Here is a 15,153-nt window from a genome sequence, read left to right on the forward strand (position 1 = left end):
TTTACTGTTGTTTTAATTTTTCTGTGATTTGTTTAAAAAACTCCGCGTTCCATATATCGAGTGCGGAAGTATTATGGATAAACGGCTTCACGTCCTGTTTCGCCTGTGAAAAATTGATGGCGTCAAAGTGGTCGCGAAGCATTCTTTTTATATCATCCAGTGTACAGGTGTCTTCTTTGCGAATGTAACCGGAATCAATCAACCGTTCGTGCAGATGTGCAAGGTTGACGGCAGCATCGCGGGAAAGGTAGAAAACATAGTCGTAGAGGTCTCTGCCCTTGATCCGGTTTCGCCACGCCCTTGCCAGAACGGCATGAATCTTTCCGGCGAATAGGGAAGGCATATCGTATAATTTGATCTCATAGGGGGAAGGCAAAAGACGATATTTGTGCTCGAATGCAGCGTATTTTGGAGGATCTACATCCACCTCGAATTTGATTTTTACAGCTTCCGTTTTCACAACACTTCCTGCAATCTGTTCATTTCCGTAGAACAAGAGCAGGTGTTCTTTTGTATTCCCTTTCAAAAAGGCGGAACGGATATGACTGTCGTTTGCTTTTACTTTTTCTGAAACAGTCATATTTAAACCGAAGGATCTCACTTCCTTTTCCAGAATAGGGAAATACTTTGACAAATCGAAAGCAGGATTTTTTGTTTCTAAGGAAAAGTCCAAATCCTCGGAGAACCGATCAAGTCCGTAGAAAATACGCAGCGCCGTTCCCCCGTAAAAAGCTGCTTTTTTGAAAAAACCTGCGCGAGAGAGTCCGCAAAGAACAATCTCCTGCAAGATCTCTTTCATAGCATTTTTTCGATCATATAGATTTTCAACACTATATGCTTGCAGCATTTGTTCCAGTGAAGCGTTCATTTCATAGTCTCCTCAATAACGTACAGAGTTTCCTGATATTTGTTGCATGATATTTGTCATACAGCTCGGCGATCGTTTTCAGGTTCATCTTCCGAAGCTCCGATTCATCGATTCGAAGGTCATCAAAAAGCAAGGAGGCAAGTTCTTTTGTATTTTTGGCCGGACGCATAATATACAGTTCATCGCACAATGCCTTTTCGAAGGATGCAATCCGATACCAGTAGTCTCCCTCATGGCGGATCTCAATGTATAGGGGGAATGCTGCAGAGGGGATATCTTGGTAGGTAAAAGTTCCGAAAGGCGTATCATACTTCTTCTTCTTTTTCTTTTCAAAAGTAGCACATGTGATGGTATAGACGGCTTCCGGGATCAATCCGTAATGAGAGAGAGCATATTCGAAGGAAATATAGGACGGACCATAGATGCTCCCGGCCAGAAGATGTGCAGATACATGTTGATTTGTTTCATAAAGACCTTTTCGGATCTGAAAGCATTCTCCTTTTTGAACCATTCGGGACAGTTTCGTTTTTGGGGAAGCATAATCGGATAATTTCGCTAAAAGCATTTCCGTTGTTTTTATCATAATTGCACCTCCCAGTACAATTATATGCAACTAATTGGAGAGAATCAAGTGTTTTGGAAGCATATACGCGCAGAATGCGTGAAAAATCATCCATGTCCTGCTATAATATAATGAAAGAGTTTTGAATCGTTTAGGTATGAGAAAGGGGCCGTCGCATTGGAAAAGATCCGCTTGGCGGCGGCAAGGTGCATCAAGGGGCACCTGCAGCCGCCGTGCCGCGCGTGTGAGGATGTCTGTCCCGTCGGTGCGTTCCGCTGGGGCGTGCCGCATCCCGATCTCTGTATCGACTGCGGCCTCTGCACGGCCGTCTGTCCGGCCGCCGCCGTCGAGACGCGGCTTGATTATGCGGCGAAGCTGACGGCTGTTGTAGCTGACGATGCGCCAGATGTGCGCCTCGCATGCGCGAAAAGCGCGTCAGATTCCGCTCTTCCGTGCCTCGGCTTTCTCACGCGCGGCGTCCTCTGGGCGATCGCCTCGCAGAGGGAAGTGCAGCTCGACATCGGCACTTGCCGTGCGTGCCTGCCTGCCGTCCACGCGCACCTCGCACGCGAGGCTGCCGCCGTCGATGCGGCTCTTGCAGCGGCGGGGCGAGCGCCGCTTCGCTTGCTTGACGCTGAGCCTGCCGCACGCGAGTATAGTCGCCGCGATTTCTTCCGCCGCTTTCGCGATGTGGCGAAAGAGAAGTTCGGTCAGAGAGATGCAGCAGGCGGTGCGGAGGGGAGTGCGGCGGCAGGGGCGCACGACGTTGGGCTTGTCGATCGTATGGCGTGCGGCACTGCAAGCGCGGCGCGTGCGGGCACAGCATCGGCAGAGGCGGATGACGTTTTGCCGCCGGATGCAGCGGGAATGGGGCAAGACTCCATGCTCCCTGCACTCGCCGCGTTCTCCTCTCCCGCATGGGCATTCGCTCATGGCGCACAGCCCGCCGCCGTGCACGCCGATCTCGCGCTCTACAGCGGCTGCAATGCCTGCGGCTTCTGTGCACGCCTGTGTCCGCACGGAGCGCTGCAAGCAGGTGTCGAGGGCGAGGACTTCGTGCTCGCTTTCACGCCGCAGCTCTGCACTGCCTGCGGACTTTGCACCGCACGCTGCCCGAAGAGCGCCCTGCGCCTCGCCGCCTCCCCCGCTGCCAAGCGCTGGCGCATCCCCCTGCCGCGCTGCGAATCCTGCGGCGCTCCGTTTCAGCCGATTGGCGCGAGCAAGGTCTGCCGCGCGTGCATGGAGGGATGAAGGCAAGGGTTTGACATGCGCATGAGAGGTCGCTCCACGGTGGTCAAAAGTCTTCGGTATAAAGGGAAGATTGACTTTTGACACTGCGCCTGAGGTATGGTATTCTAAACGAGATATATGAAATTATCGTGAAGGAGTGTCGGTCTATGAAAAAACGCAACCTGCTCGCTTTGACTGCGGCGCTCGCGCTCAGCAGCAGCGCTGCGTTCGCCGCGTCGTCGGCGCAAGACGCTGCAGCGGAAGCGGCTTCGGCTGCGCCTGTCGCTGTGCAATCTGCTCCTACGCAGTCATATGCGCAACGCACGACTTCATCGAAGGATGAAAAGACAAAAGAGACGGCGGTAACTCCAAGCTACATTGAGGCGCCGGAAGAATTCGAGATTGCTTCCCTTGGGCGTCCGTCGACAGTGCAAAACTATCGGCTTTTCAAAGGGGATACGATGCGCATTTTGCCCATCGGCTTCACGGAAGACATAAAGGTTGAAGAGATTCCAGTTGGTGTCGATGGCTGCGTGCAGCTCCCTTATGTCGGCAGTGTCAAACTGGAAGGCATGACGCTGGATGAGGCGAAGGAAGCGCTTCTGGAAGCCTTCGGTGAGTACATGCGCATCCCTGATATCTCTATCTTCGTCACGAAATATGGAAAGCGCAAGGTCTACGTCATGGGTGATGTGACAAAACCCGGCATTCAGGAGATGGATGCCGATAATATGAATGCCTATGCTGCCCTAGCAAGCGCTGGCAGTTGGACGGATCGCGGGCGCAGCACGCGCATCCAGGTCATCCGCGTGCGCGACAATGTGATGTATTACCGTACGCTGAATATGAAGGACTATGTGAAGAAGCATGACATTACACAAAATGTTTTCCTTGAAGATGGAGACATCGTCTATGTGCCGGCGACAAATGGCATCAAATTCCAAGAAGATATTTTGCCGTATATCAACGTGTGGGCGCTGTATAAATCTTTGACGGACTAACTTCGTGAATTAGGAGAGAAGCTGCAATGGAACAAAATGAGGATACGATTGACCTCTCGAAGCTTTTTCATATCATGGGCGCACGCTGGAAGGTGGTTGTGACGCTCATCCTTGCATGCACGGTCGTGGCATTGGCACTTGCCTTCATCTTGCCGAAAGAGTACGAGTCCACTACACTGGTGCAGACACGCAATGCAGGGAAGGTTGACGTTTCCGGCGCTGCCGCAGCTTTGGCGGCTTTTGGTGTAGGCGGCGGATCTGTGTCTTCGCCGACGATGAACTACATTGAGCTGATGAAAACTCGTACGGTGCTTGAGCCGATTATAGAAGCACTGAATTTCCCGCAGGATGAGAAACCGGATGCAAAAAAGTTCGCAAAAAAGTATCTTGATATCAAGAATACGAAAGGAACGAACTTGATCGAGGTGACTGCCCGTGGCAGGACACCAGAGGAAGCGCAGATGATTTCACAGACGGTCGTTGATAACTTTCTCCTCATGCAGACGGATATGAACCAAGAGACGCAGTCTTTGCTCGTGAAGTTCCTTGACAAGCGCATTGCAGAAAGCAAACGAGAATCTGAAGAGGCGGAAGAAAAACTGGCGACTTTCAGCAAAGAGCATAAGATATACAGTCCCGATGATCAGGTCAAGGCAGCAATTGAACAGATGGCTGCCTTCGACAAGGCAATCAGCGCGATCGAGGTTCAGCAAAAGTCTGCGAGAGCCGAGCTTGATACGGCTGAGGCGAAGCTTGCCGAACAAAAGATGAAGAGCAAGGAGTACCGTGTTTCGGACAATAGCGTCGTGCAGAAGATTCGCGATCAGATTGTTGCAAAGCAGGTGGAAATCGTAGGTCTTGAGCAGCGCTATACGGACAAGCATCCGAGCGTACAGCAGGCGAGAAATGAGCTGCAGCAGCTGCAGGAAAGTCTCAATGCTGAGGTTGTGGCAAGCGTTGATTCGAATGCGGCGACGCTGAATCCGGCGCATTCGGAACTTTTGAAAGAGCAAGCTTTAGCTGCCGTCCATCTGGCGGTTGCTGAAGCGGGAGAAAAGAAACTCAAGGAGCAGCACGATAAAAAAGAAGCCGAAATCGGTCAGCTTCCCGATAATGTGTTGGAGTATGTGCGCCTCGAACGTGATGCAAAGATCAAGAGTGAGGTCTATTTGAACCTCGTTAAGCAGAGCGAGCAGAGCAAGATTCAGGAAGCGATGGACAGTATGGATATCCAGATTGTCGATTCGGCGAACCTGCCTGATGAGGACAAGCCTGTTGCTCCGAGAAAGAAATTGATCGCTGCGATTGGTTTTGTGCTCGGCGTGCTTCTGGCTATGGGATATGGGTTGATCCTTTACAGAAGAGAGATATAGATGTTTTCGAGAGAGATAGTTTCTATAAATTTTTAAGATATATGTTCAGTCGATATGCAAGAGTACGTGAGAGGATTTTAAGTCTATCTTTAGCAATGGTATCCTCAAAAAGCACACTGTGCATGTATCTTTATACATTACTGGAGCTTAGCCGATTAGTCTGTGCGCTTCGGGTTTGATTTCTTGGTCTTTTATAATAGACGGCAAAGTCATTTTGTATTTTGCGCTCGCTTTGAGCATTTTCTTGTGAGATTTGGTTTCTGCCGAAAGGAAGCGTAAATTCGTTATGATGTCGTTCATTTATGTGAAGGAAAAGTTTAAACTTATTTTCCTTGACTTTGTTATTTTAAGTGTCATGCCAGTGTTGGCTGTGCTTTTGCGATTTGATGGTGCTTTGCCGGAGTACGAGGCTGCAGTCTTGCATGTATGGCTTCTTCCTTCTGCTGTTCTTGGAGTAGGCATTTTTTATCTTTTTGGCATGTATCATCGAATTTGGCATTATGCACGTATTCGGGATCTCAATGCGATTGTCGGAGCTGTCACATTGTCTTCGGCTGGAACATTTCTTCTTCTTTTCTTGGTTGGAAAAGATGTGCCAAAAAGTGTTTTTCTGATTTCATGGATGCTCGTTCTGGGCGGTATCGGTTTGAGCCGCTTGGCGTTTAAAATCAATTTGGATATGCTTTCCGGTGCTCAAACAGGACAACGGGCAGTGTTGATTATTGGTGCTGGTGATGCTGGTGCTATGCTTGTGCGAGAAATCGAACAAAATGATGCGGCGAGTGTTCGTATTGTCGGATTCGCAGATGATGACGTGAAGAAGATAGGCAATCGTTTGTCGGGATTTCCCGTTTTGGGATCGATTGATCAAGTCCCTAAAATTGTTGAGACGCAAAATGTAGAGGAGATTATCATTGCAACGCCTTCAGCAGAAGGCGATGAGATTCGTCGAATTACAGATATATGCCATCGCGTATCCTGCAAAGTCAAAACAATGCCCGGTCTTTATGAAATGATGGAAACGGGCAAGCGAAATATCGGTTTACAGCAGCTTCGTGAAATACGCTTGGAAGATCTCTTGCGGCGCGATCCGATCAAACTGGATTTCGATAAAATCACACATTATATCGCAGGAAAGACGGTTCTGATCACAGGAGCGGGCGGCTCGATCGGGTCGGAACTTTCTCGTCAACTCAGTCATGCCGGAGCAAAGGAAATCTTGCTCTTGGGACGTGGGGAAAACAGTATTTATGAAATTTATCAAGAGTTGAAAGTAAAATTTCCAGAGCAATCCTATCGTACCGTTATCGCTAATATCACAGATAAAGCTCGTATGGAAGAGGTGTTTCGCAACTATAAGCCAGAGGTTGTCTTTCATGCAGCGGCGCATAAGCATGTTCCTCTGATGGAGATTCAACCAGTGGAGGCTGTTCAGAATAATGTGTTTGGAACGAAGAATGTAGCGGAGCTTGCAGATGCATATAAAAGTGAGATTTTCGTTCTGATTTCTACGGATAAGGCTGTCAATCCGACAAGCGTAATGGGGGCGACGAAGCGTGCAGCTGAACTCGTTTTGCAGGAAATTAATCAGCATAGCGAAACGAAGTTTGTTGCTGTCCGCTTCGGCAACGTCTTGGGCAGTCGTGGCAGTGTAGTGCCTCTTTTTGAACGCCAGATTGCGTCAGGTGGGCCTGTTACAGTCACAGACCCGGAGATGACACGCTTCTTTATGACTATACCTGAAGCAGTGCAGCTTGTTTTGCAAGCTGGAGGGTTGGCCGAAGGGGGTGAAGTGTTCCTGTTCGATATGGGGAAACCTGTAAAGATCAAAGACATGGCATGCGACTTGATCCGCCTTCATGGACGTATCCCAAATAAGGATATAAAGATCGTTTATACGGGATTACGTCCTGGAGAGAAGTTATACGAAGAACTTCTGACGAATGAAGAGGGAACGACGAGCACAAAGCACAAGAAGATCTATAGGGCGAAGATTATACCTATGCAAAAAGGTGCTCTTCAGAAAAATTTGGGTGTGTTGAAAAGCACGAGAGACCGACTGACGATACTTAAAACATTAAAATGTATGATTCCTACATACAAAAGCAAGCAATTGGAAGACACTAGAGAAGGAGCATGAATAGCATGAAAGAGAGGAAAATCCCCTTTTCACCGCCGGATATTACGGAGGAGGAAATAGCAGAAGTTTCAAATGCCTTGCGTTCTGGCTGGATTACGACAGGACCGCGCACCAAGCAGTTGGAAAAAGAAGTGGCAGCCTTTTGCGAAAGCTCGAATGGAATGGCGGTGTGTTTGAATTCAGCCACGGCAGCCTTGGAACTTTCCTTGCGCGTCCTTGGTATTGGTGTGGGAGATGAGGTTATTACTTCGGCCTATACCTATACGGCGAGTGCTAGTGTCATTGACCATGTAGGCGCTAAGATTGTTTTGATCGATACGCAGCCCGGTTCATACGAGATGGATTATGACCAGTTGGAACAAGCGATTTCTACGCGGACAAAAGCCATTATTCCAGTGGATTTGGGTGGCGTCCCATGCGATTATGACCGTCTGTTTGGCATTGTGGAACGACAGCGTGAAAAGTTTTTCCCGCGTACGGAGATTCAACGCAAGATTGGGCGTGTGGCGATTGTGGCGGATGGTGCGCATGCATTTGGAGCTTCATACAAGGGGAAGAAGATCGGATCGGTTGCGGACTTTACGTCGTTCTCCTTCCATGCAGTCAAGAATTTTACAACGGCAGAAGGCGGTGCAGCACTTTGGAAGTCGATTCCAGGTGTGGATGATGCAGAGATTTATCATGAATATCAGTTGCTCTCCTTGCACGGACAGAACAAAGATGCGCTTGCCAAAACAAAGCTTGGAGCATGGGAATATGATATTAAGGGCACATACTACAAGTGTAATATGACCGATGTTTTGGCGGCAATTGGTCTCGTGCAAATGAAGCGCTATTCAGGGTTGTTGGTGCGGCGGCGTGAAATTATTGCACAGTACGATAAGGGGCTAAAGGATCTTCCTGTGGAGGTGCTGCCACATTTCACCGACGTTGCACAAGGAAGCGGACATCTATATCTCGTGCGGTTGTTGGATTTTGACGAAAAGAAACGCAATCTGTTTATTGAAAAGATGGCAGAAAAAGGTGTTGCGACAAATGTTCATTATAAGCCGCTTCCAATGCATACGGTATACAAGAATCTTGGCTTTGACGTCACTGCATATCCGAATGCGTACGCACAGTATGCAAATGAAGTCACCCTGCCGTTGCATACTTCTTTGACGGATGAGGATGTGGACTATGTCGTTTCAGTCTTTCGGGAAGTTTATCAAGAGATGAGGATATGATATTAAAAGAGTGGGAAGATCTTCCCGAGGATATGCAGCTTGAAGCAATCCGATCATATTATAATGTGTTGCATCATCGCAAGATTAGTTTATGTGTGCAATTCATAATAGATCGAGTATTGGCGTTCTTATTGTTGATTGTTTTATCGCCGGTATTCCTAATACTGGCGATATGGATAAAATTAGATTCGAATGGTGAAGTTTTTTTCCGACAAGAACGTGTCACACGATATGGGAAGGTATTCCGCATCTATAAGTTTCGGACCATGGTGAAGGACGCGGAGGCGATTGGTTCACAGGTGACGACGTTACATGATAGTCGAATTACAAAAGTGGGGAGGATGATACGTGCTTGCCGTTTGGACGAATTGCCACAATTAATAAATGTCCTTATAGGTGATATGGGGTTTGTCGGTACGCGTCCAGAAGTGAAAAAGTATGTGGATTGTTACACGGATGAAATGAAGGCAACGCTCTTGCTGCCTGCTGGAATTACCAGTGCGGCCAGTATCCAATATAAAGATGAAGATAGGTTGTTGCAAGATGCAAAGGACATAGATTGTGCCTATGTGTATGAGATTCTTCCCCAAAAGATGAAATGGAATCTTGATGCGTTAAAAAAAACAGGGGTGTTGTATAATTTTAAGATGATGTTTCTGACGGTTTGGAAAGTAGGGAGTTAGTATCGTGGATTATGATAAAGAACAACTAAAAGCCATACAGGAAAAAGCGCTAGAAATATTACTATACTTTAAAGAGATATGCGATCAACATGGAATACGTTTCTATGTTGGGAGTGGATGCTGCATTGGCGCTGTTCGGCATCATGGATTTATTCCTTGGGATGATGATATTGATGTGTTCCTGCTTCGGGAAGATTACGAGAGGCTTCCTAAGGTATGGAATTCGTTTGCAGACACGAAACGATATGCCTATTGCAGGACGACCGAAACAGAAAATTATCACGATGCAGGTGCATCGATTCGAGATAATAATACGACTTTCATTAATAAACACTGTGTAAATGATGATATCAACCAAGGTTTGCAAATTGATTTAATCCCCTTGGACCGTCGAGCTGACGGTATGCTTTCGCATAGCAAACAAGTCTTTTGGGCGATGGTGTATTCTCTGTTCAATGCACAGCGTCTGCCAGATAATCAAGGCGGCATGACTCGTCTGTTGGCTAAGATTGCGTATGGGATTTTCTCCAATAAGCGTATACGAGATAAAATTTGGCAGTATGCAGAACAGAAGATGCTTTTATCTCCGACAGATTCATGGACATATTATACAGAATTAGTGACAGGATTAAAGGGGCTGACGCTAAAATATCCGAAAGATTTTTGGGATAAGCCATGTTATCTTCCCTTTGAGGGACACCAAATTCCTGTTCCTTCACGTTATGAGGAATACTTGACAATGGTTTTTGGAGACTATATGAAACTTCCTCCTCAAGAAGATCGAGTACCTAAGCACAATACAGCTTATATCGATTTGAATCATTCATATAAAAATTATCGAGGGATTCATTATTTTCCACAGGGAAAGAATGAAAAAGTGGATAATGTGTTTTTACTTTAGGGGTGTATATATGGGAATGTATAGGGGGGGACAAATGAACATCGCCGTAATCTTTGCTGGCGGCACAGGAAAACGCATGAATACGCGATCGAAGCCGAAACAGTTTCTGGAGATGCATGGGAAGCCTGTTCTTATATATACGTTGGAGCATTTCGAACAACACGATGAAATTGATGGCATAGTCCTTGTTTGTATTGAATCGTGGATTGAGTACGCAAAAGATCTCTTGGTAGACTTTCGTATTCGAAAAGTACTGGAAGTGGTGTCGGGAGGAAATACAGGACAAGAATCTATCTTCCGAGGATTAGATGCTGCACTGAAATATGCGAAAGGTGCAGAGGATATTGTCTTGATTCACGATGGTGTCCGGCCTATGATTGATTCAGATACGATTTCATCATGTCTCGAGAGTGTGCAAAAATATGGAAGTGCCATTACGACGACACCTGCCATAGAGACGATATTCGTTCAACAAGGCGAACATGTGGGAAAGATATTTAATCGTTCGGATTGTGCAATGGCACGTGCCCCTCAATGCTTTTACTTGCAAGATATTTACAAAGCGCATATCAAGGCGCAGCAGGAAAAACGGACAGATTTTATAGATTCCGCAATGTTGATGCAGTATTATGGATTCTCGCTAAATACTGTGACGGGGCCTGTAGAAAATATAAAAATTACGACACCAACGGATTTTTATTTGTTTCGTGCCTTTCTTGACGCGCAAGAGAATATGCAAATTGTAGGATTGTGAGGGTAATGGATAACTTCATCGTATCAAGTTAACGCTAGTGTTGACTTGATACGATGCGTATTTTAATTGCACTGAAGCAGTATAGGGAGAGAGGAATTTCTATGTGGATTGAGAATCATGTATTTCATGAGGATATGGAATATGTCGCAAATGCTTCCTTCCTACCGTGGGGAGATTTGAAAGGAAAGAAAATCCTTATTACTGGAGCTACGGGATTATTAGGATTTAATCTGATTTCTGCACTTTCCTATGTGGCACTGTATCGGAATATACCAATGCAAATTCTCGCATTGGTGCGCGATGAAAAGAAGGCGACGGAACGTTTTCGGGACCTTCTATCAGCGGGTGCCCCTCTTATCTTCCTTCGTGGCAATCTTGTGGATCTCCCACGAATTACATCCCCTATCGACTATATTGTTCATGGAGCAAGTCCTACGGCAAGTCGTTATTTTGCAGAACATCCAGTAGAGACCATATGTGAAAATTTTACGGGTGCGAGAATGCTTCTGGAACTTGCGCGTGTAAAGAAGTGCACGTCCTTTCTATTTCTCTCAAGTATGGAGATCTACGGTGCGCTTCGTCATAGAGAAAAAGTGAATGAAGAGAACGAAAGCCTTGTCAATACAATGCAGCCGCGTAGTTCTTATCCTGAGGCGAAGCGTATGATAGAGACTCTTTGCTCAGCCTATGCCTCGGAGTATTGTGTTCCAGCAAAGGCTATTCGCCTTGCGCAGACATTTGGTGCGGGGATACGTGATGATGAGAATCGCGTATTTGCACAGTTCATGCGATCGGCTTTGAGGGGAGAAGATATTATCCTCAAAACAAAGGGGGGAACAGAACACTCATATCTTTATACAGCGGATGCAATGACGGCAATATTGCTGGTTCTTCTTTGTGGTGAGAACAGTGAGGCATATAATGTGGCAAATGAAGAGACTTACTGTTCGATTCGTGAAATGGCAGAGTGTGTAGCTAATCTGCCATACATTCGAGAGAAATACGGTTCGTCTGTTCATGTTGTTATTCATGAAGATGAAACTGGTGCCACTATTTATCCTCCAGAGCTTTATATGAACCTTGATACGAAAAAGATTCAGAATCTCGGTTGGCAACCTCGTTGGGGGCTAAGGGATATGTTTGAGAGAATGATTGAATCTTGTTTATGAGTATTTTAACGGTGAGGGAGACTTATGGTAAGTCCATCGAATGTGTTGGTTGTTATAGATGCGGGTGCATATTATTTATTTAAAGATCTCTGTGAAGTGCCAACGATAAATAAATATATTATATCCACACCCACCAGCCCTTTTTTATCTATTGCATATAAGTTGCATACTAACAAGAAAATTGGGGAATATGTATGGCTTCCTTATCGCGATGTATGGTTTCATTATGAAGATATTGAGAGACTTCTGCCTTCTGATGGATATTTGCTTGTAAATAGCATGGCAATGTCATTGCCTACAGTATCTTTTTGGAAAAAATTAAAATATAGTCATCCGAAAGTGAAGTTTGTTTTAATCTTAGTAGATTCGATGCATGGGCAGTCGAAACATATGCGAGAAGTAAAAAAGAGAATCCAATTTTTCCCGTGGGATATCATTTTATCCTACGATCAAAATGATTGTGTCGAGTATGGATATCGGTATATAGGTTTCTCTTATTACTCTCATTATGATCATATATGCCCTTCTGCTAGTTCATCCGATCTGTATTATATTTCCTCATTAAAGGGGCGTGAAAATATCTTAAGAGAAATAAGTAAAGCGTGTGATATTAACGGAGTAAACAATCTTTTTAAAATATATAGTATCTGGAAAAATATTGATTATGGTGAGACATTGAGAAAGCCATTACCATATACTGCTGTTTTGGCAGATATTTTGTCTACAAATTGTATTTTGGAAATTTTACCAGAGGGTCAGCGAGCACAGACGCTTCGATATTTAGAAGCAATTTGTTATAAGAAAAAACTTTTATCGAATAATCCTGATATAAAAAATCTTCCTTTATATGATGAGCGATATATGCATTTTTTTGATCGAATCGAAGATGTTGACTGGGAATGGGTCAAGCGGAAAGAGTCTGTGAACTATAAGAATACTCTTGACATATCTTCTGCTGATTTATTAAATTACTTATTTTAAGCTGACTATAGTTGTATATATTCTATTGAGGGAATCATGAAAAAAACACTAAATGTTTGTTTGATTATCTTTTTTTTATTGTATGCAATAGGGCAGTTTTCTTCTGATATAAAAATGCTCAGTCGAGTATTTTATCTGCTTTTTATATTTTTATCTGTATTCCTAGTTAGCTTTAGAAAGAAAATATTAGTTCCGATAAAAGTCAATGATATTATCTTTTTTATATATTTGTCTTGGTCGACATTATATGGAATACATAATGGTTTTTATCCATATACCCTTGATGAAATGTTTGCCTTTGCTAGTTTGTGGTTGTCGTGGAAAATCGTCGTATTTTCGTATGAAAATAAATTGCTGTATGTAGCACTCATTCAGAAGTATTTATATTATGTGATGATACTTTGGTTTTCTGTCTATGTATTTACAGGGATTGGTGCTGTTTTAGGTTTTATACCAGACAGTGTCATTATAGCAGCGTTGTCTGAATGGGTAAAAAACAGAGGCCAGTCAATAGAGATGGTTAGCGATATTTTACAAGGAACAACGGGCTTTTTGGGGATGTTACCACGCTTATCGACGGGCTTGAATATAGTTCCGCTGATCATTTTGTTGTTACATAGTTACAAAAACAAGGGTATAAATCCTTTTGTCTGGTTTTTAGGTCTTTTATTTATTTTTATTGATTATGGAAGAGTAGATGTTTTTGTCTTTGTGATGGCTACGATGATTGCTATAATGCCTAGAATTAAAAAAGTATCGAATGTATACTGGGGAAGAATCTTATTGCCGGCTGCGATTGTTGTTGCTATCTTTTCTGTTCTTTTATTTGAAAGTGATGTATCGTATCTCTTTCAAAGCATATTTGTGAATGACCGGACATATGCATCTAATTTGGAACGTATACAACAGTATGATTCCTTGATGGATGGGGTTATAGAAAATCCATTCTGGGGATCTGGTATGGGAGCATATATCGTTAATAATATCAGAAATGAAGTTAATTTCTGGGAATACGAGTTGCAAATTTTAGCTTTTGTGTTTCAACTTGGTATTGTTGGATTTATTCTTATTGTTATAAATTTTATTGGAGACTACATATTGACAGTGTGGAAGTATACGAAAGGATGTCGTATAGGTGTATTTTTGATATATGTCATATGGATAGTTGCTTCGTGTATTCAAGGTGGAATTTTTTTTGACGGAAAAATAATTCTTCCAATTCTATTTTTTATGTCGATAAAATCAGAAGAGGTCAACTGAAAAAATGTTTGTATGAACAGAAGAACAATGTAAAAAATGAGATAGCTAGAAAGGGGCATGAAATCTTGTATCGACCGAAGATTACATTTATTACAGCTACATTTAATTCTGCAAGGACATTGGAGCAAACTATATCCAGCATACTTAATCAAACGTATCAAAATATAGAATATATCATCATAGATGGTGGCTCTACAGATGGGACGCTTGATATTCTCAAAAAATATGGAGATAGAATTCGCTGGATGAGTGAGCGCGATAATGGTATTTGTGATGCGGTAGGAAAAGGGATCGATTTTTCTACGGGGGATTATATTAACATTCTTGGTTCGGATGATTCTCTTTCAGATCCCTGCATTATTGATGCTGTAGTAAAGGAACTTCAAGATAAACCGGATTTTTTATCGTGTAGTAGATATGATGTAGATGAGAAAACGTTATTACAGTATCCCTTTTGCAATACGCAGCGGATACGTAATGGGTTGACTTGCATTCCGACAGAAGGTGCATTTATTGGTCGCCATGTCCTAGAAAAATATCCTTTTGATCGGAACCTTAGGCTCATTAGTGATTACAAACTTTCTATACAGTGTCAGATGGATGAAAATATAAGGATTAAGTATAGTGATCTGTATACCGCGTTTTTTTCGACTTCTGGAGTCAGTTCGAATCAAGCTTTGGTTGAGGCTGAGGCTGTTGTAGTATACAAAAAATTGCATGTGAATCCACGAGACTATTATGGACCTGTTCCTCAAGGTGGAGCTTATGTAAAAAAAATTATACATGATAATTTACCATTGTCATTACTAATGTTAATTCTCTTAGTGAAGCAACAAGGATTAAGATATATATTTAAAGTTCTTCCTCTATCTGCATATCGTGCTTATATTCGTTTTAATCATCCAGATGCAGTAGAGCATATATGTAATAATAAGCTATGCAGGTGGTGTCATCGTGGTATATGATATAAAATAGTGTTGGATAAAAGAGGCTATCGGGGGTAAA

At 43.9% G+C, this 15,153-nt stretch carries 14 protein-coding genes; 12 read left to right on the forward strand and 2 right to left on the reverse strand.

Annotation, left to right across the window (positions count from 1 at the left end; genetic code table 11):
• Position 1: 1 nt before the first annotated feature.
• Entirely contained in the window at positions 2-868 is an 867-nt protein-coding gene (locus OL236_RS11070; RefSeq protein WP_265070654.1) for a nucleotidyl transferase AbiEii/AbiGii toxin family protein, read from the reverse strand.
• Between the two features lies 1 nt (position 869).
• A complete protein-coding gene (locus tag OL236_RS11075) occupies positions 870-1,451 on the reverse strand; it encodes a type IV toxin-antitoxin system AbiEi family antitoxin domain-containing protein (protein WP_265070655.1) in 582 nt (193 codons plus the stop codon).
• A gap of 156 nt (positions 1,452-1,607) precedes the next feature.
• Between OL236_RS11075 and OL236_RS11080 the strand changes: the two genes are divergently transcribed.
• From OL236_RS11080 to OL236_RS11135, 12 genes are all read left to right on the forward strand, one after another.
• Positions 1,608-2,681: an indolepyruvate ferredoxin oxidoreductase subunit alpha gene (locus OL236_RS11080; protein WP_265070656.1), complete on the forward strand. Its 1,074-nt coding sequence runs from the start codon at positions 1,608-1,610 to the stop codon at positions 2,679-2,681.
• Between the two features lie 146 nt (positions 2,682-2,827).
• The gene (locus OL236_RS11085) at positions 2,828-3,661 is read left to right on the forward strand and encodes a polysaccharide biosynthesis/export family protein (RefSeq protein ID WP_265070657.1); all 834 of its coding nucleotides are present in this window, start codon (positions 2,828-2,830) and stop codon (positions 3,659-3,661) included.
• Between the two features lie 26 nt (positions 3,662-3,687).
• On the forward strand, positions 3,688-5,034 hold the full coding sequence (locus OL236_RS11090) for a GumC family protein (RefSeq protein WP_265070658.1): 1,347 nt from the start codon (positions 3,688-3,690) through the stop codon (positions 5,032-5,034).
• A 286-nt stretch (positions 5,035-5,320) separates the two neighbouring features.
• Positions 5,321-7,174 (forward strand): polysaccharide biosynthesis protein, encoded by a 1,854-nt coding sequence (locus OL236_RS11095; protein WP_265070659.1) that lies wholly within the window; start codon positions 5,321-5,323, stop codon positions 7,172-7,174.
• The gene (locus tag OL236_RS11100; protein WP_265070660.1) at positions 7,171-8,400 is read left to right on the forward strand and encodes a DegT/DnrJ/EryC1/StrS family aminotransferase; all 1,230 of its coding nucleotides are present in this window, start codon (positions 7,171-7,173) and stop codon (positions 8,398-8,400) included. Before OL236_RS11095 ends, OL236_RS11100 begins: the two co-directional genes overlap by 4 nt.
• Positions 8,397-9,083 (forward strand): sugar transferase, encoded by a 687-nt coding sequence (locus OL236_RS11105; protein WP_265070661.1) that lies wholly within the window; start codon positions 8,397-8,399, stop codon positions 9,081-9,083. The genes OL236_RS11100 and OL236_RS11105 overlap by 4 nt, the downstream gene beginning before the upstream one ends.
• Before the next feature lie 4 nt (positions 9,084-9,087).
• Positions 9,088-9,984, forward strand: coding sequence for a LicD family protein (locus OL236_RS11110; protein WP_265070662.1), 897 nt, complete (start codon positions 9,088-9,090; stop codon positions 9,982-9,984).
• 34 nt (positions 9,985-10,018) lie between these two features.
• Complete coding sequence (locus tag OL236_RS11115) at positions 10,019-10,738, forward strand: IspD/TarI family cytidylyltransferase (protein WP_265070663.1); 720 nt, start codon at positions 10,019-10,021, stop codon at positions 10,736-10,738.
• 101 nt (positions 10,739-10,839) lie between these two features.
• Entirely contained in the window at positions 10,840-11,907 is a 1,068-nt protein-coding gene (locus OL236_RS11120; protein WP_265070664.1) for an NAD-dependent epimerase/dehydratase family protein, read from the forward strand.
• Between the two features lie 24 nt (positions 11,908-11,931).
• Entirely contained in the window at positions 11,932-12,888 is a 957-nt protein-coding gene (locus tag OL236_RS11125) for a hypothetical protein (RefSeq protein ID WP_265070665.1), read from the forward strand.
• Between the two features lie 36 nt (positions 12,889-12,924).
• Complete coding sequence (locus OL236_RS11130) at positions 12,925-14,148, forward strand: hypothetical protein (protein WP_265070666.1); 1,224 nt, start codon at positions 12,925-12,927, stop codon at positions 14,146-14,148.
• A gap of 8 nt (positions 14,149-14,156) precedes the next feature.
• Complete coding sequence (locus OL236_RS11135) at positions 14,157-15,113, forward strand: glycosyltransferase family 2 protein (RefSeq protein ID WP_265070667.1); 957 nt, start codon at positions 14,157-14,159, stop codon at positions 15,111-15,113.
• The last annotated feature ends 40 nt before the right edge of the window (positions 15,114-15,153 follow it).

This window comes from Selenomonas sputigena, assembly GCF_026015965.1.
Taxonomy (GTDB): domain Bacteria; phylum Bacillota; class Negativicutes; order Selenomonadales; family Selenomonadaceae; genus Selenomonas.

Excerpts from the sequence above, each read along its gene's own strand:
- OL236_RS11105 (WP_265070661.1), top strand. The coding sequence starts at position 8,397 with ATGATATTAAAAGAGTGGGAAGATCTTCCCGAGGATATGCAGCTTGAA.
- OL236_RS11100 (WP_265070660.1), top strand. The coding sequence starts at position 7,171 with ATGAATAGCATGAAAGAGAGGAAAATCCCCTTTTCACCGCCGGATATT.
- OL236_RS11125 (WP_265070665.1), top strand. The coding sequence starts at position 11,932 with ATGGTAAGTCCATCGAATGTGTTGGTTGTTATAGATGCGGGTGCATAT.
- OL236_RS11070 (WP_265070654.1), bottom strand. The coding sequence starts at position 868 with ATGAACGCTTCACTGGAACAAATGCTGCAAGCATATAGTGTTGAAAAT.
- OL236_RS11130 (WP_265070666.1), top strand. The coding sequence starts at position 12,925 with ATGAAAAAAACACTAAATGTTTGTTTGATTATCTTTTTTTTATTGTAT.
- OL236_RS11120 (WP_265070664.1), top strand. The coding sequence starts at position 10,840 with ATGTGGATTGAGAATCATGTATTTCATGAGGATATGGAATATGTCGCA.
- OL236_RS11075 (WP_265070655.1), bottom strand. The coding sequence starts at position 1,451 with ATGATAAAAACAACGGAAATGCTTTTAGCGAAATTATCCGATTATGCT.
- OL236_RS11115 (WP_265070663.1), top strand. The coding sequence starts at position 10,019 with ATGAACATCGCCGTAATCTTTGCTGGCGGCACAGGAAAACGCATGAAT.
- OL236_RS11090 (WP_265070658.1), top strand. The coding sequence starts at position 3,688 with ATGGAACAAAATGAGGATACGATTGACCTCTCGAAGCTTTTTCATATC.
- OL236_RS11095 (WP_265070659.1), top strand. The coding sequence starts at position 5,321 with ATGATGTCGTTCATTTATGTGAAGGAAAAGTTTAAACTTATTTTCCTT.
- OL236_RS11085 (WP_265070657.1), top strand. The coding sequence starts at position 2,828 with ATGAAAAAACGCAACCTGCTCGCTTTGACTGCGGCGCTCGCGCTCAGC.